The organism is Nonomuraea sp. NPDC001636 (genome assembly GCF_040298265.1).
Classification (GTDB): Bacteria; Actinomycetota; Actinomycetes; order Streptosporangiales; family Streptosporangiaceae; genus Nonomuraea.
On sequence record NZ_JBEOZT010000011.1, the window covers coordinates 237,282 to 260,094 of the forward strand.

7 protein-coding genes are annotated in these 22,813 nt (G+C 68.4%); 2 read left to right on the forward strand and 5 right to left on the reverse strand.

Annotation, left to right across the window (positions count from 1 at the left end; all coding sequences use genetic code 11):
• Positions 1-57 precede the first annotated feature (57 nt).
• Together ABT158_RS22600 and ABT158_RS22605 are read left to right on the forward strand one after the other, a co-directional pair.
• The gene (locus tag ABT158_RS22600; RefSeq protein WP_352356271.1) at positions 58-1,194 is read left to right on the forward strand and encodes a DUF7986 domain-containing protein; all 1,137 of its coding nucleotides are present in this window, start codon (positions 58-60) and stop codon (positions 1,192-1,194) included.
• 713 nt (positions 1,195-1,907) lie between these two features.
• The gene (locus ABT158_RS22605; RefSeq protein ID WP_352356273.1) at positions 1,908-2,138 is read left to right on the forward strand and encodes a hypothetical protein; all 231 of its coding nucleotides are present in this window, start codon (positions 1,908-1,910) and stop codon (positions 2,136-2,138) included.
• Between the two features lie 109 nt (positions 2,139-2,247).
• Here the strand turns inward: ABT158_RS22605 and ABT158_RS22610 are convergent, their stop codons facing one another.
• From ABT158_RS22610 to ABT158_RS22630, 5 genes are all read right to left on the reverse strand, one after another.
• A complete protein-coding gene (locus ABT158_RS22610) occupies positions 2,248-2,907 on the reverse strand; it encodes a hypothetical protein (protein WP_352356275.1) in 660 nt (219 codons plus the stop codon).
• A 31-nt stretch (positions 2,908-2,938) separates the two neighbouring features.
• Entirely contained in the window at positions 2,939-18,577 is a 15,639-nt protein-coding gene (locus tag ABT158_RS22615) for an RHS repeat-associated core domain-containing protein (RefSeq protein ID WP_352356277.1), read from the reverse strand.
• A 1,222-nt stretch (positions 18,578-19,799) separates the two neighbouring features.
• Positions 19,800-20,855: an FAD-dependent monooxygenase gene (locus tag ABT158_RS22620; RefSeq protein WP_352356279.1), complete on the reverse strand. Its 1,056-nt coding sequence runs from the start codon at positions 20,853-20,855 to the stop codon at positions 19,800-19,802.
• A 336-nt stretch (positions 20,856-21,191) separates the two neighbouring features.
• Positions 21,192-21,347 (reverse strand): hypothetical protein, encoded by a 156-nt coding sequence (locus tag ABT158_RS22625; RefSeq protein ID WP_352356281.1) that lies wholly within the window; start codon positions 21,345-21,347, stop codon positions 21,192-21,194.
• A gap of 221 nt (positions 21,348-21,568) precedes the next feature.
• Positions 21,569-22,813: DEAD/DEAH box helicase (locus ABT158_RS22630; protein ID WP_352356283.1), on the reverse strand; the 1,245-nt coding region annotated here is incomplete at its 5' end.

Below are 22,813 nucleotides of genomic sequence, written 5' to 3' on the forward strand. Positions count from 1 at the left end.
CAGACGAATGTCCGTGGGCCGGCAACCGAACAAGCCCAAGGAAGAGACGGCGCCGTCATGGACGTCCTGCAGCAGGCCGCGGCCCTCAAGGGCCAGCTGATCGACTTCGCCATGTCACCCCGGTTCGCCCGAGAGCTCAGCCTAGCCTTCGAGCGGAGCGACCCCGAAGGCCTCGCCCGCAGCGAGGCAGCCGCGAGCATGATCATCGATCACTTCGTCCTGCAGCACCGGCTCGCCTCCGGCGACACGGTCATCGACCGCTTCCTGCGCGCCCGCCCCCGCCTGAGCGCCCAGGAGCGGGAAATGCTCCTCTGCTGGAGGGACGTGGTCGAAGGCATCTTCGAGGTCCAGGGCAAAGACCAGGACGCCGTGATCCTGTTCAACCTCATCGACGAGCTCACCTACCGCGCCCGGTCCAACATGGGCAAGTCCGCCTTCCGCCCGGTCAAGAAGGGCATGTTCCTCATCTGCCGCCTGGTGCCGTTCGGCAAGGACTGGCTGGTCAGCGCGAACATCAGCCTCTTCCCCGCCGACGCCCGCGACCAACTCCTCACCCAAGCGGCGGACTTCGGCCTGCGCAACCCCAAGCTGGTCTTCCGCAACCCCGACAAGCTCGCCACCGCACGCCGCATGCTCACCGAACAGCGAGAGGTCTTCATCGACCTGTACGGCGCCGAATACATCGTCGTCCAGGGAGAGGACGTGGCCCCGCGATACGACGCCTTCATGCGGGCCTGCATGGATCGAGCCGAGCCCGGCAACACCTCCCCTCTGCCCGGCCTCACCCTTCCCGATGACCTGCTGGAGGCCGAAACGGTGGCCATCCACTTCGACCCCGAAACAGGCATCAGCCTCTACCTCGATTTCGGCCTCCTGCAGGAGCTCTTCGCCAACCCGAAACTGATCAACCGGCGCCGCTACCGCGAGACCCTGACCTCCTACCTCCGCAGTGACGACATCTCCCCCGCCGCCATCAGGCTCCTGACCGAGCCCGACCCGGACAGCGCCGGCGTCGTCTTCGGCAAGCTCCTCAAGAAGAAGGACTTCTCCTGGCCCGAGCACGGGGAGTCACTGCTGCGCCGGTACAAGGCCCGATACTTCGACGAGCCCCAACTGCCCACCACCGTCCCGGTCAGCGACACGATGGCCGGACATCTACGCAACGCCCTGCGCGAGGAGTCGTCGGAGCCGTGATCTCCGCGCAAACCGCGACCCGCCGGCGGACAAGAAGCACTGCGGTCACCCTCGGTGGTGCGGCAGTCTCGCCGCACTACCGGTAGGACGCATATGGCCCTTGAGCCGACCGCGGAGCAGCAGGCCGCGAGGGAGGTTTCGTCACGGGCCGTGATTTGGCCCTGGTCGCCGGCGCCGGATCTGGCAAGACCTCCACCCTGATCCTCAACCCGCAAGCGGGGCCTGTACATGGTGTCCCGCTCGAAAATATGGTCTCGTACTGTGAGCAGAGGATCTGCTGCGCGATCTGGGCAGCGGCTGCGACCATCACAAGGTGTTGTTATCGCTTGTCTACCGGTTGGTGAGAGGCTTGTCCGGCCTGCTGGTGATCCTGATCCGTGCCGGTCGGTGCAAGGGACGTTGAGCTGCTGGTCCTCCGTCACGAGAACCAAGTGCTATGCCGTCGACTCGGTGGCCCGGCTGCGGCGGGATCACGCCGACCGGCTCCGGCCTGCGGCATTGTCGAGTCTGCCCCCCGCCGCCGGTGGGCGGAAGCCTTCCCCGTCATCCCGGCGACGATCCTGCGCCGGCATCGTCACCTCGTGGCGCGTAAGTGGACCTTCACTGACAGGCAGCGCCCGGGGCGGCCCGGAACCCGCCGGCCGCTCAAGGCACTGATTGTGCGGATGGCACGGGAGAACCCGACCTGAGGGCACCGGACAATCCAAGGCGACTTGGCACGCCTTGGACGCACGATTGCGGCCTCCACGGTGTGGGAGATGCTCCACGGGGCTGGTATCGATCCGGCGCCTCGCCGGGCCGGGCCGACCTGGCGACAGTTCCTGGCAGCTCACGCCCACGCGATCACCGCGTGTGACTTCCTGTTGCTCGAGACGGTGCTGCTCAAACGGCTGTATGCACTGATCTTCATCGAGCACGGCACCCGACGACTGCACCTGGCCTGAGTAACCGCCCACCCGATCGGAGCATGCACCCTCAGCAGGCCCGCAACCTGGCAATGGACGTGAGTGACCGCATCGCCGGGAATCACCTTTGCCGATCAATGTCATATCGTCAGCGGTAATGCGTACGCGCATACTTATCCCGCACGCCTTGGCACACATGGATGGGCGAACGGGTCCGGCAATCCTCGTAGGCAGCCGTGGCCGCTACACAGACGTCGCCACTCACCGTGACCCCCCAGGCGTGCCGGCACTTTTGGTATTCGATGTTGCCCTCCATGCAGAAACTACGTGCGATGTCAGTGTCACCACGAGTGCGACAGGCTTGATAGGCAGGCTCGGAATCTCCACAGATCGCTCCGCCGCCACGATAGACGCATGCCTCGTGAACGGCGACGTTCTCGCACTGCAGCAGTGTCTTCCCCGCGGACCGGCAGGTCGAGAACGTCTCCGCTACCCGCTCCGCCACCTCGGCGCACGTGTTCGGCCAGAGTCCGACGACATCGGCGGCCACGCAGTCCGCGATGAAGGCTTCGCGCTCGTGTCGCCGAGGCTTCGCCTTTGCGCACACCTCATGCTCGTGCGCAGGGGCTTCGCAGGGCTTTCTGGATGGCTCATCCGGCGAGAAGGTCGTCTCCTCACCCGCGCGGCCATCGTGCTCGGAACTGCCGGAGGCGACGGTGAGGGCCTCGTTCGTCTGTGCCTGCACGGCGAACAAGGCCCCCGCGGCCAGCAGGAGAACCGCCGCGCCGGCGCGATAGAACATCCTCATCTTGGCTCACCGTTTCGAATGCCTGGAAGGATCAAGCGGGATTGTACGTCAAGGGACCACATCTCCAAGGCGCCTTCAGGCCGATCCCGTCGTCCTCCCTCATGCACTTTTCTCTGACGTTTATCCCGCGGCCGGGATACTTCGTGCGGAACTCATCCCATTTCTTGTTCATCGCGTCCACGTCCGGCCCCAGGGAGTCAAGAAGATCGATCCCGTCCTTGATCGCTCCGCACACCGTGTCCGCTGCCCCTTGCGCAGTTTTGGCCCCAGGTATGCGGCCCAGGAACTTCGAGAGGTCACAGATGCCCGGGGTGGTCATGCCCTTTTCTTTCCTGTAGATATTCGACATGAACCATGCTTGTACCGGCGAATAATAAGTCGTACATGTCCTGTAGGTGTGGCCGTTCTTTTCTGAGCGAACACAGTGTTTTCCGGGCGTGGAATCACAGTATGTCGACGTGGGGTGGTCGATGCACCAACGGATGGAGTCCCCCAGCTTTCCGCATGCGGCCATCTTGTGTTTCTTGGCCATGCAGTCGAGCTCCACCACGGCGGCGGCGAAGCAGTCACCCAGCGATCCCTTGATCTTGGTCAGGCACTGGGTCGCGTCGGCCGCTATTCCTTGGCAGTATTTTGCGCTGTTTCCGTTGCCGTGCCGTCCACCCAGCCCTTCCGGCAGGCCACCCTTGTAGGCACACACCGAGTATGTCTCGCTCACGACCTTGCATTGGTCGGTGTCGCCGCCATGTTCTCTGTCGCCACGACACTTCGCATACTCGATGGCCGATCCCCTACACACCTTCGTAGTGTTCGAGTACCGATGCATGCACTCTTGGTACTCAGGACCCGCTTCGATGCAGCCTACGCGATCGGAGTTTTTCCCCGCCATGCACTGCGCGTACACCTTCTTCTGTCCCGAGCAGGTGCCGCCGCCCCCGCCGGTGACACACGCGGAGTACACCGCTCTCTCCTCGCACGTCTTCGCCTTGGTGCCGGCGAATCGGCAATCGTTATACTTCTCATTCGCGGACTTGCATCCCTTGTCCTTCGTCAAGCCGGCCGTGCAGTCGTTGTAGAAGGACTCGTACGGATCACACTTCTTGCCCTTGAAGCCATTGTCGACGCACTTGTCGTATTGCTTCTCGCATTTCTTCTGGTATGGCTTCTTCGCACAGGAGGCGTGGCCATCGGGATCGACGTTCGTGAGCGGGTTGTCGTTGGCGTAGGTGTAACGGTTGAGCTGGACAGAGGGGTCGGCGCTCTGGGTGAGGGTGTCTCGGCTGATGAAGCTGCCGGTGGTGGGCTGGTACCAGCGGGCGGCCATGTTGACCTTGCCGGTGCTCGGGTCGGTGTAGGCGCCCTGATAGCCAAGGCTGTGGACTGCTCCGGTGCGGGTGACGACCTCCCCGAAGGGGTTGTAGGCGACCGAGTCGATCAGCGAGGTGCCCGTGGCGGTGAAAACTCCGATGAGATCGCCGCGCAGATCGCAGAACGCGAGCTGGGCGCCGGCGCCGTCCGACAGGCCCAGGGTGCGGCCGAGCGCGTCCCGGCCGAACATCGCGGTGTTGACGCCGGTGGCGGTGTCGGTGACGGCGACGAGGTTGTTGGTGGTGCCGTCGTAGGTCATGCGCTGGGTCTTGCCGCCCTGGGTGCGGGTCTCGACCCGGTCGAGGGCGTCGTAGTCGTACTGCACGCCGTCGTCGTTGACGAGGCGGTCGAAGGCGTCGGACTTGGTGAGGCGGACCATTCCGTTGCCTTCTTCGGCGAGGGTTCCGCGAGCAGTGTAGGTGTACGTCTTGCCGTCGCCCGCAGTCAGCCTGTCGCGTTCGTCGTAGGTGTAGGTCTTGTCGCCTGCCTTGACGCGGTTGCCCGCGGCGTCCCAGCCGTAGTCGGTCTTGGCTCCGTCGGGCGCGGTCCAGGAGGTGAGCCGGTTGGCCCAGTCGTAGGTGTAGGTGTTCTTCCCGGCCCCGGCGGTCCCGGTGGTGGTCTTGGACGTCATGTTGTCGTCCAGGTCGTAGCCGTACTCGATGGACGCGATCGGCCCGGCGGCCGAGGTGGTGAGCGTGTCCTTGGTGAGCCGGTTCAGGTCGTCGTAGCCGTAGGTGCGGCGGGCGCCGCCCGCGCCGTAGGCCATGCCGGTCAGGCGGTTCGCCTTGTCGTAGCTGTAGCCGATCGTGGTACCCGAGACCGGGTCCGCGGACTCGGTCAGCCGGTCGGCGTCGTCCCAGGTGAAGGCGGAGGTGCCGGTGCCGTCGGTGCGCTGCACGACGCGGTTGTCGCCGTCGTAGGCGTAGACGTTGAGGTCACCGGCCGTGGCGCTGCTGGACTTGAGCAGCTGGCCGCGGTCGTTGAGAGTGAAGGACAGGTCGTTGGCGGTGATCAAGCGGCCGACCTGGTCGTAGCCGAACGTCTTGGCCTCGGTGTCGGCCTCGGCTCCCGCCCCGGTCTGCTTGATCAGCCGGTTGAGCTCGTCGAAGGTGCGTTCGACCCGTACCCCGCCCGGAGCCAGGCTGACGGCGGGGTTGCCGGCCACGTCATAGGCGACGGTCCAGGTGCGGTCCTTCAGGTCCGGGTGCTGCGCGGTGGCCGGCTCGATCACGGTCTCGACCAGGCCGAGGCTGTTGTAGGTGGTGTAGGTGGAGTGGCCGCGGCCGTTGGTGGTGCGAGTCTGCGCGCCGGCGGCGTCGTAGCCGAAGGTGCTGGTGATCTGCTCGGACGCGGAGACAGGCTCGACCAGCGAGGTCATCCGGTTGGCGGCGTCGTAGGCGCGGCTGACGGTGTGCCCCTCGCCCGACGTGCTGCTGATCGGGTTGCCGGCCAGGTCGTAGCCGGCCCTCGTGGTGCGCAGCACCCTCCCTGTCGCGTCCAGCTCGCGGGTCTCGGTCTTGCGGCCCGCCAGGTCGTACACGGCGGTCGAGGTGAGCCCGAGCGCGTTGGTGGTCGAGGTGGGCCGTCCGGCCAGGTCGTAGCCGAAGGTGGTGGCGTTGCCCAGCGCGTCGGTCTGCTTGGTCAGCGCGCCGGTCGCGTCATAGGCGCGGGTGGAGGCGTCTCCGGTGGGACGGGTCGTCTTGACCACCCGTCCCGCGTCGTCGTACTCCAGCTTGGTCACGTAGACGGCCGGCGTCGGCTTGCGCTCGACGGTGGAGAGCGCGATCTGCCGTCCGAGGTCGTCGTAGGTCGCCTCGGAGCGGGCCCCGGTCGGGTCCACCGTCCATGACGACTCGCCGAGCAGGTCGTAGCCGAACGTCCACGTCCCGGCCGCCGCTCCGCCTGCGGGCGGGTCGGTGACCTTCACCTTGCGGCCCAGCACGTCGTAGACGGCGGTGGTCACCTGGCCGCGCACGCCGGTCGCCTTGATTACCTGGCCGGCCGCGTCGTACTCCGCCGTCGTGGTCGGAGTGATCGGCTGCCCGCCGGGCGGGGTGTAGGCCGGGAGGGTCTGCGTGGTGACGCGCCCGGCCCGGTCGTAGACGGCCGTGGTGGTACGGCCTTCGGGATCGACCTGGTGCGTACGCTCGCCGAAGGTGTTGTAGCCCAGCTTGGATGTGGGCCGCTCGGTGACGGCGGCGGCACCGCCGTTGCGTTCCACCTGGACGGCGGGCATTTGCAGGCGCATCGGCTGCCCGGCCGTGCTGTAGGTCACGCTGGTGGTGAAGGCGGCAGGGTCGGCCCCCGCGGCGTTGCCGCGCGGGTCGGTCATCGCCGTCACCAGCCCGCGGTCGTCCACCGTGAGCGTGGTGACCAGGTCGGCGCCGTTGTTGCGGATGGTCTGCCGGACCGGCTGGTCGAGCACGTCGTACTCGAACTCCGAGACCTCGCTCCGGTCGGTACCCGCCGCGGTGCGCGTCACCTTGGTCACGTTGTTGTTCGCGTCGTAGGCGAAGCTGGTCCTGCGCGCCAGCGTCCCCGGGTCCACCACCTGAGAGCTGACGCGCCCGGCGGCGTCGTAGGCGGCCTCGACACGCAGCGTGCCGCCGTTGCTCGTCTGCCGGGTCATCTGGCCGGCCGCGTCGTAGACCCGGGAGTCCAGGACGACGTCACGTCCGGTGGCGGAGCCGTTCAGCTTGGCTCCCTTGGCGGTCGCCTCGAACGGCAGGTTGTCGGCGTAGTAGGTGTAGGTGGTGGTGCGGCCCATCGCGTCGGTCTTGGACGCGATGCGGCCGGCGGGGTCGTAGGCGATGGACTCCATCACCACGTCGGTGGCCGGCTGCGGGTCGAGCGGGCTGCCCGTCCATCCCTTCAGCACCGTGGTGGCCAGCTCTCCGCGCGGCGTGTAGGTGTAGGCCAGGGTGGCGCCGCGCGGGTCGGTGGACGTGGTCTTCTGTCCCTTGCCGTCGTACCTGGACCGCGTGACCGCGCCTTCAGGATCGGTCACCGTTTCCTGCCGGCCGTTGGCGTCGTAGGTGTAGGTGGTGGTCCGCGCCGCGTCCCCGCCCGTCAGGTCCGCGCTGGTCTCGGTCAGCAGCAGCCCGTCGGCGTCGTACGTGGCCGACCACTTCAGCGTGTGGGTCTTGCCGTCGACGTCGTTCTTGATCCCGGGCCCTGCCTTGGTCAGCGGCTTGCCCATGCCGTCGTAGCTGGTCGTGGTGGTCACGCCCTCGGGGTTCGCCTCGGAGATCTCGGTGGTCGAGATCACCCGGCCGAGCGCGTCATGGGTGTACTTCTTCACCAGCCCCGACGGCAGAGTCTCAGTGACGAGGTCACCGGCAGCGTTGTAGGCGTAGGTGGTCTCGTTGCCCTTGAAGTCCTTCTCCGTCTTCGTCAGGCCCGCCGGCATGGTGCCGCCACCGGCTGCGGGTTCTGTGCCGTCGGTGTAGGTGTTGCTCGTGCTGCGACCGGCCGGAAAATCTTCCGTGGCCGGAGTGGTGGTCTTGATCTCCTCACCGAAGGAGTTGTGCGTCCAGGAGGTCATGTAGGACTCATCGGTGGGCGAGGCCGATCGGCCGTCCCGATGGGCGATCTTCACGTCGTTGCGCGGGTCGAACGGCTTCTCGGTGTCGTTGAAGTAGTTGTAGTACTCCGTCGAGCAGTTCACACCCGCCGTCCGGCAGGTCTTTCTCGACAGCAGGTTTCCCCGGCCGTTGTACGCCAGCTCGACCACGTTGCCGTTCGGATCGATCGCCTTGGCCGGATATCCGCCCACGTCATAGGTGTACTTCGTGGTCGCGCCGACCTGGTCGGTCACCGCCACGTCCCGGTAGCCACGCTGCGCGTCGGAGACGTAGGTGACGACCCCGTTGTCCGGATCGGTCACTGTCACGGTGGCGAAGGTCGAGATGGTGGTCTGCTTGCCGTACACCGGATCCGACAGCTTCCACGTGCCGCCGTTGGCGTCGGTGTACGTCACCAACCGGCCGCCGTCCGGGTTGTAGGCGTTGACCGCCCATACCCGACCCGACGGCTGAGTCACCTTGGTCAGCTGCGGCTGTGGCTTTCCGGCTGCGAAATGCCGCTGTACGGCCGCCGCGCCCATGGGCCTGGCGTAGATCGCGACCTCGTCGATGTCGCCGTTGAATGGGAACAGCGTGGTGGTGGTCGTGCTGGACGGCCAGGCCGTGGAGCCGTACCCGGAGCCGATCCGGGTCTCCGCCATGTCGCCATGCTGGATCTCCCCGGCCAGCGTGCCCATCGCGGCCCCGTCCAGGTACAACGTCTGCGTGTGCTCGGCGGGCGCCGAGCTGGAGGCGGGCTTGGTCTCCACCGACGAGAGCACCGCATGGTGCCAGCTGCCGTCGTTCACGGCGCCGGTGGAGGTGATCGGGGTCTGCGCGACGGTGGAGGAGCCGGTGAAGAACTGGCCGCGCAGCTTTCCGTCGGTGCCCACGTATACCACCGGCGTGAATGCCGACGGGCCGTTGGTCCCCGTGTTCTGCATTCCGATGATCGTTCCGGACGCGGTGGTCTTGAACCACGCCTCCACGGCCAGATCGCCGCCCTGGCCGCTGATCGCGTTGGGCGGCAGTTGCACGTAGGTGGAGGTCGCCGCTCCCTTGAAGCGCATCGCAGTGTCCGGCGACCCGGCCAGCGCGCCCGGAACCCGGGGGCCGAGGTCGGCCGGGGTGGTGCCGTTCAGCTTGGCCTGCTCCTCGGTGATGTTCCAGCCCGCCGCGCTCGTGACGGAGGTGCCGGTACGGGTCTCGGCCTCGTTCAGCCGGTAGTAGTACTCCGGCCCGGAATCGGTGATCACACTCTTGTACCGCGAGGCCGTGCCGTACTCGTACGTCGTGCAGGCCGTCACCGAGGTCGGCGGGCACACCTTGACCAGTTGATCACCTGTGTAGGTGTAGGTCCAGGTCAGCGGTTTGCCGTCCACGGGATCGGTAGACACGCTCGCCACGTGGTTCCCCGCCCAGGTGAACGTCAGCGACCTGCCACCCGTCGCGGTCACCTTGGTCAGCTTGCCGTCGGTGCCGCGGGTCAGTTCCTGAGCCCGCCCCCGACGATCGGTGATCTTGGTGAGGCTGCCGGCTGTGTCGAACCAGTAGGACGTGGCCGACTTGTCCATCAACCGCCAGCCACCCGTCTGCTCGGCGGCCATCGTCGCGAACGTCCCCGACGGGGGCGCGTACGTGCCGTTGCCCGCCAGGGCGAACCGCAGCTGCTCTCCGCTGGGATAGGTCACCAGCAGGCTCCCGGTCGGCTCCTCCTCGATCCGCATGTCCCATCGGGTGGTCCACCCGGCACCGAAGATCCCGTCGGTGCGTGGGTCCAGGCTGTTGTAGGTGCGGCTCACCGACAAGGGCGGGCCGAGGACCGCCACCGAGGCGTCCGTCGTCGTGGGCGCGTAGTTGCCCGACATGTGGTTGAACTCCTGGTCCTGCGTGCCGCCTGCCAGCAGACCGTTTATGTTCGCCTGTTCCGGCACCAGCGTGAAGGTCCGCCAGGAGGAGGTCACCGTAGTGTAGGTGGTGGCGGCCTTCGCCATCCACGAGTACGTCTCGCCCCACTTCAGCCGCTCGTCGACGACCTGCCAGGTGCCTTCCTTGGTCCAGTCCTCGGTCTTCTCCGCCGAGTCCTTGCACCAGCGCCAGTTCGGCGCGCTGCCCGCGCAGATCTGGAACCAGTACTTGACTTCACCCTTGTTGAAGGGCCGCGCGTTCGCCGACAGCACCGGCGCCAGCGAGCCCACCTGGCTGTTGTTCGCCGGGGAGAACGACTCGAACGGCAGCGCCGTCACGCTCGCGTACACCCAGTCCGACCACGGCCCCGACACCCCGGAGGTGGTCGTGGCTCTGGCTCGCCAGCGGATGTGCCAGCCGTCGGTCAGCTTGTCGGCCGGTACGGCGGTCCAGGCGTTGGTACCGGAGGCGTACTCCTTGTCCGACGAACCCGACCAGATCAGGCCCGTGCCCTCGTCCCCGGTGGCCGGGTCGTGCTCCACCTCGACGTCGAGCTTGCTCGGCCGGTTCTCAGGATCGGTCACCTTGGCGTACATCCACGGCGTCAGCGACTCGGCCGTCCACGACGTCGTGCCGCGGATCGCCGGGTTCATCCCAAGGCCGTCGATGCTGGGCTTACGCAGGTCCACGGCACCGCTCTGCCAGGCAGACCATGCGCCTTCCGTGCCGGCGGTCGTGATGCCGCGTACCCGCCAGCGCACCTTCATGCCGTCGCTCAGCTTCCCGGCCGGAACCTGCACCCAGGCGTTTCCGCCCGAGGCGTAGGAGGCGGTGCCCTTGCCGGACCAGATCAGCCCCGTGCCCTGCGCGGGCGTGGCCGGGTCGTGCTCGATCTCGGCGCCCAGCACCAGCTTCGAGCCGCCGGCGTCGGTCACCTTCGCGTACAACCACGGTGTAACGGAGGCGACCGTCCACGAGTCCGCGCCACGGGTGGCCGGCACCGCGCCCAGGCCGTCACCCACCGTGCCGCTCACCGCGACGGTGGACGCCTGCCACTCCGACCATGGGCCGGCGAGCCCCTCCGAGGTGGACACCCGTACGCGCCAGCGGACCAGCCAGCCGTCCTGCAACTTGCCCGCCGCCACAGCGGGGGTCTGCAACCAGCACCTGCTGGTCGTGTAACAACCGCCGCTCGACAGGTCGCCCGAGCCGGACCAGATCAGGCCCGTGCCCTGCGTGGTCACCGACGGGTCGTGCTCGACCTGAGCCTCCAGGCGCAACGGCCGCGAGTCCGGGTCGCCGCCGTACGCGTAGAAGGTGGGCTGCGTCGAGGTCACCGTCCACAACCCGGACGTCTGCTGTCCCGGGGAGGCCAGCGGCTCCGACACCACGGGCCTGGAGACGTCCACCCGCGTGGCCTGCCACTCCGACCACGGGCCGGCGACTCCCTCGGCGGTGGACACCCGTACGCGCCAGCGCACCTGCCAGCCGTCCTTCAGCTTGCCGGCCGTCACCGCGGGGGTCTGCAACCAGCACCTGCTGGTCGTGTAACAACCGCCGCTGGACACCGTCCCGGTGCCGGACCAGATCAGCCCTGAGCCCTGCCCGGCGGCCGACGGATTGTGCTCGACCTGCGCCTCCAGGCGCAACGGCCGCGAGTCCGGGTCGCCGCCGTACGCATAGAAGGTCGGCTGCGTGGACGGCAACGTCCACAAGCCCGCGACCTGCTGGCCAGGCGAGGCCAGCGGCTCCGACACCACCGGCTTGCTGGTGTCCACGCGCCCGGCCTGCCACTCCGTCCACTGGCTGGCGACCGAGGCCGCCGTGGACACGCGCACGCGCCAGCGGATCAGCCAGCCGTCCTTGAGCTTGCCGGTCGTCACCGCAGGGGTCTGCAACCAGCACTTGCTGGTCGTGTAACAACCACTGCTCGACACCGTCCCGGTGCCGGACCAGATCAGCCCTGAGCCCTGCCCGGCGGCCGACGGGTCGTGCTCGACCTGCGCCTCCAGGCGCAACGGCCGCGAGTCCGGGTCGCCGCCGTACGCATAGAAGGTCGGCTGCGTGGACGGCAACGTCCACGAACCTGCCGCCTCCTGCCCCGGCGTGAGCAGCGGCTCCGACACCACCGGCTTGGAGGTGTCCACCCGCCCGGCCTGCCAGTCCGACCACTGACTGGCCACCGAACCTGACGTGCTCACCCGTACGCGCCAGCGGATCAGCCAGCCGTCCTTTAGCTTGCCGGCCGTCACCACGGGGGTCTGCAACCAGCACCTGCTGGTCGTGTAACAACCGCCGCTCGACAGCGTGCCGGTGCCGGACCAGATCAAGCCTGTGCCCTGGGTGGTGGCCGACGGGTCGTGCTCGATCTGCGCCTCCAGGCGCAACGCCCGGGCGTCCGGGTCGCCGCCGTACGCGTAGAAGCTCGGCTGCGTGGACGGCAACGTCCACAGACCTGCCACCTGCTGACCGGGCGAGGCCAGGAGGTCCGACGTCACCGGCTTGGAGGTGTCCACCCGGCCGAACTGCCACTCCGACCACGGGCCAGGCACCAGCGCGCCGGGAGCGGCGGTGGACTGCACCACCGCGCGCACCCGCCACCGGATCTGCCAGCCGTTCTGCAGCCCCGTCACCTCGGGCGACTCGTGGGAGGCCGAACACGTCTGGTTCGTGAAACAGGTGTCACCGAACGTCGTGCCCTGCCCGGTCCAGATCAGGCCAGTGCCCTGACCGGTCGCCGCCGGGTCGTGCTCGACCTCCGCCTGCAGCACGCCGGGCCGCCGGTCGGCGTCCGCGATCGCGGCGGTGAAGAACGGGCTGGTGCTCGGCAGGATCCACTTGCCGGACACCAACTGCCCGACCGGCGCCGACACCGTGCTCACGACCGGACCGGGCGGGATCGTCTTGGCGATCGCCGTGTCCACCCTCGCCGACACCCACGCCGACCACGGCCCGGACGCCCCTGACGTGGTGGTGGCGCGGGCGCGCCAGCGGATCTGCCAGCCGTCGGTCAGCTTCCCGGCCGGTACGGCCGCCCAGGCGATCGTTGCCGTCGCGTAGTCCTGGTCCGATGAGCCCGACCAGATGAGCCCGGTCCCCTGCCCGGTGGCGGCCGGGTCGTGCTCGACCTCCACGTCGAGCTTGCTCGACCGGTTGTCAGGATCGGTGACCTTCGCGAACAGCCACGGCGTCACCGTTCCGGCCGTCCACGACGCGCTGCCCTGAAGCGCCGGGTCCATGCCCAGCGACTCGACCGACGGCTTGTTGAGGTCCACGCGTGCCTGGGTCCAGTCCGACCACGGGCTGATGGCGCCGCTGGTGGTCTCGGCACGGGCCCGCCAGCGGATCCTCATCCCGTCGGTCAGCTTCCCGCCCGGCACCTGCACCAGCGCGTTGTCACCCGAGTGGTACGCCTGAGCGCTCTTGCCCGTCCAGATCAGGCCGCTGCCCTGCCCGGTCGCGGCCGGGTCGTGCTCGATCTCCACGGCGAGCAGGGAATCCCTGGTCTCCGGGTCGGTCACCTTCGCATAGAGCCACGGCGAGGTCGCCGCCGCCGTCCAGGTTCCCGCGTCCCAGGTCGCGGGCGTCATCGACAGGCCGGACACCGACGGTTTGCGCAGGTCGAAGCTGGTCGCGGTCCAGTCGGTCCATGGGCCAAGCGCGCCGGTGGTGGTCTCACCGCGTACGCGCCAGCGTATCTTCATGCCGTCCGTCAGCTTGCCCGCGGGGACCTGCGCCCAGGCGTTGCCGCCGGAGGCGTAGGCGGTGGTTCCCTTGCCTTCCCAGATCAGGCCGCTGCCCTGCCCGGTCGCGGTGGGGTCGTGCTCGACCTGTACCGACAGTTTCGAAGCCCGCGAGTCAGGGTCGCTGACCTTGGCGTACAACCACGGCGTCACCGACGACGCCGTCCACGAGGTCGCGCCCTTAGTCGCCGGGGTCAGACCCGCGTCGGACGCGGCGGGTTTGGTCACGTCGACGGTAGCGCTCTGCCAAGGCGACCACTCGCCCTCGGCGCCGGCGGTGGTGACGCCGCGTACCCGCCAGCGGACCTTCATACCGTCGGTCAGTTGCCCGGCCGGGACCTGCAGCCAGGCGTTGCCGCCCGAGGCGTAGGAGGTGGTGGCCTTGCCGGACCAGATCAGACCCGTGCCCTGCGCCGGAACGGCGGGGTCGTGCTCGACCTCGGCGCCCAGCACCAGCTTGGAGCCGCCGGCGTCGGTGACCTTGGCGTACAACCACGGTGTGACGGACGCCAGCGTCCACGAGTCGGTGCCACGCGTCGCGGGCACCGCACCCAGACCGTTACCGGCCGTGCCGCTGACCGCGACCGTCGACTCCTGCCACTCCGACCACGGACCGGCCACACCGTCCGAGGCCGACACGCGCACCCGCCAGCGAACCAGCCAACCGTCCTTGAGCTTGCCCGACGTCACCGCAGGTGACTGCAAATAGCATCGGCTGGTCGTGTAACAACCACTGGGCGACAAGGAACCAGAACCCGACCAGATCAGGCCCGTACCCTGCGTGGTCACCGACGGGTCGTGCTCGACCTGCGCTTCCAGACGCAAGGTCCGTGAGTCCGGGTCGCCGCCGTACGCGTAGAAGGTCGGCTGCGTGGACGACAACGTCCACAACCCCGCCACCTGCTGGCCAGGGGAGGCCAGTTGTTCCGACACCACCGGCTTGCTGGTGTCCACGCGGCCGGCCTGCCACTCCGACCACTGACTGGCGATGCCGTCGGCGGTGGACACGCGCACCCGCCAGCGAACCAGCCAGCCGTCCTTGAGCTTGCCCGACGCCACGGCGGGAGACTGCAACCAGCACCTGCTGGTCGTGTAACAACCGCCGCTCGACACCGTGCCGGTGCCGGACCAGATCAGGCCCGTACCCTGCGCGGCGGCCGACGGGTCGTGCTCGACCTGCGTCTCCAGGCGTAACGGCCGCGAGTCCGGGTCGCCGCCGTACGCGTAGAAGGTCGGCTGCGTGGACGACAACGTCCACAACCCCGCCACCTGCTGACCCGGCGAGGCCAGTTGCTCCGACACCACCGGCTTGGAGGCGTCGATCCGCGCGGACTGCCACTCCGACCACGGGCCCGCCTCCCCTTCAGCAGTGGAGGCCCGCACGCGCCAGCGGATCAGCCAGCCGTCCTTGAGCTCGCCCGGCGCCACCGTCGGGGTCTGCAACCAGCACCTGCTGGTCGTGTAACAACCGCCGCTCGACACCGCGCCGCCGGCCGCCCAGATCAGCCCGGAGCCCTGGCTCGCCGCCGACGGGTCGTGCTCGATCTGCGCCTCCAGGCGCAACGGCCGCGAGTCCGGGTCGCCGCCGTACGCGTAGAAGCTCGGCTGCGTGGACGGCAACATCCACAGTCCTGACGCCTGCTGACCTGGGGAGGCCAGCGGCTCCGAGACCACCGGCTTGCTGGTGTCCACGCGCCCGGACTGCCATTCGGACCACGGGCCCGCGATCTGGTCGGCGGTGGACACCCGCACCCGCCAGCGAACCAGCCAGCCGTCCTTCAACTTGCCCGACGCCACGGTGGGAGACTGCAACCAGCACCTGCTGGTCGTGTAACAACCACTGCTCGACAGCGTGCCGGTGTCGGACCAGATCAGCCCGGAGCCCTGGCCGGCGGCCGACGGGTCGTGCTCGACCTGCGCCTCCAGGCGCAGCTTGCGCGAGTCGGGGTCGCCGCCGTACGCGTAGAAGGTCGGCTGCGTGGACGGCAACGTCCACAGGCCCGCCACCTGCTGACCTGGGGAGGCCAGCTGCTCCGACACCACCGGCTTGGAGGCGTCGATCCGCGCGGACTGCCACTCCGACCACGGGCCGGACACCAGCGCGCCCGCTGTGGCGGTGGACTGCACCATCGCGCGCACCCGCCACCGCACGTGCCAGCCATTCTGCAAGCCCGTCACCGCAGGCGACTCGTGCGAGGCCCAGCACGTTTGTCCCTTGAAACACGTCTCATCGAACGTCGTGCTCTGCCCGGACCAGATCAGCCCCGTACCCTGCGCCGGTACGGCCGGGTCGTGCTCGACCTCCGCCTCCAGCGCGCCGGGCCGCCGGTCCACGTCCGAGATCGCGGCGGTGAAGGACGGACTGGTGGTCGGCAGGATCCACTTGCCCGTCACCAACTGGCCGGTGGGCGCCGACACCTCGCTCACGGCGGGCCCGGGCGGGATCGTCTTGAACACCGTCGTGTCCACGCGCGCCGACACCCACTCCGACCACGGCCCCGACACGCCAGACGTGGTGGTGGCGCGGGCGCGCCAGCGGATCTGCCAGCCGTCGGTCAGCTTGCCCGACGGCACGACCGCCCACGCGTTGGTGCCCGGCGCGTACGCCTTGTCCGAGGAGCCCGACCAGATCAGCCCCGCACCCTGCGCGGGAACGGCCGGGTCGTGCTCGACCTCCACGTTGAGCTTGCTCGACCGGTTCTCCGGGTCGCTCACCTTGGCGAACAGCCACGGCGTCACCGTCCCCGCCGTCCAAGACGCGGAGCCGGGAATGGCGGGGTCCATGCCGAGCGACTGGATCGCCGGCTTGTTGAGGTCGATCGCGGTGGCGGACCAGTCGGTCCATGGGCCGAGCGCGCCGGTGGTCGTCTCACCGCGTACGCGCCAGCGCACCTTCATGCCGTCCATCAGCTTCGCGGCCGGGACCTGGACCCACGCGTTGCCGTCCGAGGCGTAGGCGGTGGCGCCCTTGCCCTCCCAGATCAGGCCCGTACCCTGCGCCGGCACGGCCGGATCATGCTCGACCTGCGCCCACAGCTTCGACGCACGCGAATCAGGGTCTCTGACCTTGGCGTACACCCACGGCGTCACTGACGACGCCGTCCACGACGTCGCCCCCTTGGTCGCCGGGGTCAAACCGGCGTCGGAGGCGGCGGGCTTCGTCACGTCGACGGTGGCGCTCTGCCAGGGCGACCAGATGCCCTCCGCGCCGGCGGTGGTGACGCCGCGTACCCGCCAGCGGACCTTCATCCCGTCCGACAGCTGCCCCGCCGGGACCTGCAGCCAGGCATTGCCGCCCGAGGCGTAGGAAGTGGTGGCCTTGCCGGACCAGATCAGCCCCGTACCCTGCGCCGGTACGGCCGGATCATGCTCGACCTCCGCAGCCAGCATCAGCTTCGAACCGCCGGCGTCGATCACCTTCGCGTACAACCACGGCGTGACGGACGCCAACGTCCACGAATCCGTTCCCCGCGTGGCGGGCACCGCACCCAGACCACTGCCCGCCGTGCCGCTCACCGCGACCGTCGACTCCTGCCACTCCGACCACGGACCGGCCACACCGTCGGAGGCCGACACGCGCACCCGCCAGCGAACCAGCCAGCCATCCTTCAACTTGCCCGACGACACGACGGGCGACTGCAGATAGCACCTGCTCGTCGTGTAACAACCACTCGACGACAACGAACCAGAACCCGACCAGATCAACCCCGTACCCTGCGCCACGACCGACGGATCATGCTCGACCTGCGCCTCCAGACGCAACGCCCGCGAATCCGGATCAGCGCCATAGGCGTAGAAGGTCGGCTGCGCAGCCGACAACGTCCACAGGCCCGCCACCTGCTGCCCCGGGGAAGCCGTCACCTCCGACACCACCGGCTTGGAGGTGTCCACCCGTCCGCCCTGCCACTCCGACCACGGGCCGGCCACACCGTCGGAGGCCGACACGCGCACCCGCCAGCGAACCAGCCAGCCATCCTTCAACTTGCCCGACGACACGACGGGCGACTGCAGATAGCACCTGCTCGTCGTGTAACAACCACTGGGCGACAAGGATCCGGAACCCGACCAGATCAGGCCCGTACCCTGCGTCGCCACCGACGGGTCGTGCTCGACTTGGGCCTCCAGGCGCAATGTCCGCGACTCCGGGTCGCCGCCGTACGCGTAGAAGCTCGGCTGCGTGGACGGCAGGCTCCAGATCCCGGACGTCACCTGTCCGGGCGAGGCGATCGCCTCCGACACGACCGGCTTGGAGGTGTCCACCCGCCCGGCCTGCCACGCCGACCAGGCGCTCACCACGCCGCCGGACGTGGACACTCGCACCCGCCAGCGAACCAGCCAGCCGTCCTGCAACTTGCCTGACGCCACGGCCGGAGTCTGCAACCAGCACTTGCTGGTCGTGTAACAACCGCTGCTGGACAGCGAGCCGGTGTCGGACCAGATCAGGCCCGTGCCCTGCGCGGCGACCGACGGGTCGTGCTCGACCTGGGCCTCCAGGCGCAGGGTCCGCGAGTCCGCGTCCCCGCCGTACGCGTAGAAGGTCGGCTGCGTGGACGGGAACGTCCACAGCCCCGACGTCTGCTGGCCCGGCGAGGCCGACATACCCGACACCGCCGGCAGCGCGGCGGCCATCACGGCCTCCGTCCGGGGGGCCTTCGCCTCGTCCTGCGTCGCGCTCTCCAAGGACACCCTGTGCATGGCGGCGCTCTCGGCGCGAACATGGGTCTGTCGTCCGTCGTTCTTCGCTGGTGCAGATACGGCGGGATCGGAGGACGAGTCCCAGGTCAGTGGCGGCGGGCTGTTGAGCCCGTCCGTGGCCGGCTCGTCGAGCACCTCGTGCGCCTTCTCCAGCGGGAGCGAGCCCTTGGGCCGCTCCGCACCGGCGCTTTTCGTCTTGTCCTCACTCTTTGGCTTTGGCTTCGGCTGCGTGGCGGCCGGGTCGACGAGATGCGGCAGGTTCGCCGCGGTTCCGGACTGCTGGACGGGGACCGCCCGGGCTGAGCCTGAAGCCGGGGAGCCGGGGATCGCCAGCCGGTTCGGCACCGGATCCACGACGACCGCCTGCGCCTGCAGCGCGAGAATTCCCGGCATGAGGACCATGGTCACGACCACGACGAGGCGGCCCAGCCACCGCGACGGTCCATTTCGTCCGATGCTGAACCGAGTCCGGCCCAACACACCCGCACCTGTCCGAGCACGCCGCATGGCCACGCCCACGCTCCCCGCAGACCAGGCGCATCCCCGTAAGCGCCACATAAAGAACACCACAGATATACCCAGACAAGTCGAACCAGGAATAGACCTTGACAAGGTGATCACTGTTGGTACAGCGGGCCGGAATAGTCTCAGCGCAAGGAATTCAGCCAGCTCATGCGCAGGAGGCCAAAAACGCAGAGTGACATAGATCACACAGGAAGTCTTGATTTCCCAAAGCGAGAGGGCGAATTCTGTAGCGTTCCCGTCACCATGCGTCCCACATGATCGGCACTCGCGTCCGCACAAGGGACTCCGGGGCCGGGCGACCAGGCAAAAGTGCGGCGGGTCATTCTGACGGGAAGCGACTGAACGGTCGCTTAAAATTCGCAGCATTCGCCCCCCGCTCTATCCAGGGGCTCGCAGGCAAGGGCGGGGACAGATTTTCACTACGACATCAAGGATGATATGAGCAGGTCAGAGCCATTGGCGAATTGCAGTGTCGCCGCGCCCGTTTATTGCCCAGCCAGAAGAACAACACAGGAAATCAGCTACTTGGGTCGACTAAACTAGTGGCTGCCCTCAGCCTGATGGCCCCCAGTCGGACGGTTCGCCATCGCGACCGAGGAGTGGCGCGGCGACGCCACGCACATGGCGGGCGCGAGTGTGGTCAGTTCGGGACAGGCGGCAGTGAGTTCCAGCCCCAGCTGGTGTCGCTGTCGCGTCGCCGGTCAGGGGGGATGAGCAGGAGGCGTGCCAGGCGGGGGACGGTGACAGGTCGTTCTCCTTCGGCTCGGCCTTGGATGATGAAGCGGTAGAGCAGGTTAAGGCTGCAGGTGTAGCCGAACTCTTGATCTTCCGGGAAAGCTGCTGCAAGTGCTCGTTAAGGATGCCGCCCAACCCGTCTCGTCAGACGTATGTCCGGGTCGGTGATTCGCTCGGGATCGATGATCGGATCGGGAGCAGTGCGCGGCGGAGCCGCCTGGCCCAAGGCCCGCGCCGGTGTCTCCCGAACTCCGCGGCGGCAGGCTGTGACCCTGCTGATCGGCTCGGACTCGTTCGACGACGGCAGGGGCCGCTCCGTCATCGTCCGGCTCGTCCGCGACCTGCGCTGTCCCCGTCAGCGCGACAACGACTGCAGTGACCCGGCGATCCGGTGCCCGGCCCAGCGCTTGATCTTGCGCAGCGCCTCCGGCCGGCTCGCCGCCCGGTCGAGCCGGTAGTACAGCCGCGGCGGCAAGTACGACAGCAGCGGCGAGTGCCGCTGGCCGAGCAGCGCGAACATCTGCGCGGGCTCCAGGCGCAGGTAGCGCGGCAGGTCCTCGTAGAACCGCGCGCTGTAGCGGGCGGCGCTCTGGACCGGCAACAGCGCGGCCTTGCGCTCCCGCTCGTAGACCGCGAGCGCGGGCGCCAGGGCGGGGTGGCGCTCGATCGCGCCGGCCAACGCGATGGCGTCCTCGATCGCGAGCGTGGTCCCGGCGCCGATGGAGTAGTGCGTGGTGTGCGCGGCGTCGCCGAGCAGGACGAGGTTGCCGTGGTGCCAGGAGCGGTTCGTCACGGTCTGGAAGCGCAGCCACCGCGCGACGCCCTGCCCGCGGCCGATGAGCCGGTGCCCGTCGAGCAAGTCGACGAACAGCTTGTCCAGCAGCTCCAGGTTGCCCGCCTCGTCGGCGCGGTCGAGCCCGAGCCCGCGCCACGTGGCGGGCGCGCACTCGATCACGCAGGTGCTGCGCTCGTCGTCGAAGGGGTAGCCGTAGCACCAGATCCAGCCGTGCTCGGTCTCCACGAAGGCGAAGGTGAAGGCGTCGAAGACCCTGGTGGTCCCGAGCCAGATGTAGGTGTTGCCCCCGGTGGCGACCTCGGTGCCGAAGTCGTGGCGCCCGCGCAGCAGACTGTTCACCCCGTCGGCGGCCACCACCAGGTCGGCGTCCGGGACCTCGCTGACGATCTCGCGCTCGAACTCCACCCGCACGCCGAGTGCGATCGCCCGGTCGGCCAGGATGCCGAGCAGCCGGTGGCGGCCGATGCCGAAGCCCTCGTCGCCGCGGTGCGTGGTGGTGCGGCCGCCGACGAGGGCCATCCCGTCATGCCACCGCACGGACGCCTCGCCGATGGCGCGGGCCGACTCGGGATCGCTCTCGTACAGCCGGTCGAGCAGGCTGCCCCAGTACGTCACGCCCCAGCCGTACGTCGAACCCGCTGGATCGCGCTCGAAAACGGATATGTCACACGAAGGATCGCGCAGCTTCATCAGGATCGCGAAATACAGGCCAGCGGGTCCGCCACCGACACAAATCACCTTCTGAACTTCATTCGGCACAGCGTAGTTATACGCGCACGGTACGCCACTACGCGCGCTACGCCACGCCGGACCTGAGCCGGCTGTTCGCACGCCTCGACGAGCGTCGGTCGGGGGTGGTGGCGTTCTACCCTGAAAATTGCATCCATGCAGTTCAAGCGGCATGGGAGTACTCGCGGAGGACGCCGCCGAGCCTGTCTCGTCGGCGTGTGTTCAGGTCGGTGATTCGCTCTGGGTCCGTGATCGGATCGGGGTCAGTGCGCAGCGGCGCCGCGACTGCACCCTCCGCTCTATGATCGAGTTCATGCGGGGCATCCGGATACCGGTGAGCACCGTCTTGATGCCGGCCTCGGCGAGAATCTCGTCCATGAGGGCCGGGAACTTCTCATCCCTGTCTCGAATCAGAAGGCGTGCCCGACTGCCCTGTACTGCTTCATAACATCGCGTGGTGCTTGGTCCGCTGGGCCGGCAGCCGACTCATGCGCAAGATCGGGCCGGGTAACTGCACCGCCCGGCCCGATCTCTTCAGCACTCTTGCCGACAGCCCAGAAGCCTTGGCTGCCTGGCCTTGGGCGAGCCCCGATCCGCTGTTACCGGAATCGTCTGCCGTTCCGTCCCGACCGGCGATCGACGACCGGTGTGGTGATGGTCACGGGGATGCCTGAGGGAGCCTGGGCGCCGGTGATGCGCCTCAGTTCGGCCTCGCCTGAACGGACCTCGCTGGTCTGCGGGACGATACCGGCGTCGGCCATCAAGCGGGTCATGTCACGGCGCTGATGGGGCAGCACCAGGGTGACGACGCTGCCGGACTCGCCGGCGCGGGCGGTGCGGCCGCCGCGGTGCAGGTAGTCCTTGTGGTCGCTCGGCGGGTCGACGTTGACGACGAGGTCCAGGTCGTCGACGTGGATGCCGCGGGCCGCGACGTTGGTGGCCACCAGCGCCGTGACGTGGCCGCTCTTGAACTGGGCCAGGGTGCGGGTGCGCTGGGGCTGGGACTTGCCTCCGTGCAGCGCGGCGGCGCGCACTCCGCTGTTCAGCAGCTGTTCGGTGAGCCGGTCCACAGCGTGTTTGGTGTCCAGGAACATGATCACCCGGCCGTCGCGAGCAGCGATCTCCACAGTGGTGGCCTGCTTGTCGGCGCCCTGGACGTGCAGCACGTGGTGCTCCATCGTGGTGACCGCGCCCGCCGAGGGGTCGACCGAATGGACGACCGGGTCGCTCAGATAGCGGCGGACCAGCAGATCGACGTTGCGGTCCAAGGTGGCGGAGAACAGCATTCGCTGGCCATCTGGGCGTACCTGGTCGAGCAGGTGGGTGATCTGCGGCATGAAGCCCATGTCGGCCATCTGGTCGGCTTCGTCCAGCACGGTGATGCCGACCTGGTCCAGGCGGCAGTCGCCGCGTTCGATGAGGTCTCTGAGCCGTCCGGGGGTGGCGATGACGACTTCGGCGCCGTTGCGTAGTGCGTGGGCCTGGCGGCTGATCGACATGCCGCCGACGACCGTGGCCGGCCGTAGCTTCAGTGCTTGGGCGTACGGTGTGAGCGCGTCGGTGACCTGCTGGGCCAGTTCCCGGGTGGGGACAAGGATCAGGGCGAGCGGTCGGCGTGGTTGAGCCCGCTGTCCGAAGGTGCGGGCGAGCAGGGCCAGGCCGAAGGCGAGGGTTTTGCCCGATCCGGTGCGTCCCCGGCCCAGGACGTCGCGGCCGGCCAGGGAGTTGGGCAGCGTGGCCGCCTGGATCGGGAACGGTTCGTGCACGCCCAGGCTGGTGAGCACCTTCAGCAGTGCGGGCGGCATACTCAGCTCGGCGAATGTCGCGGCCGCCGGCAGGGCCGG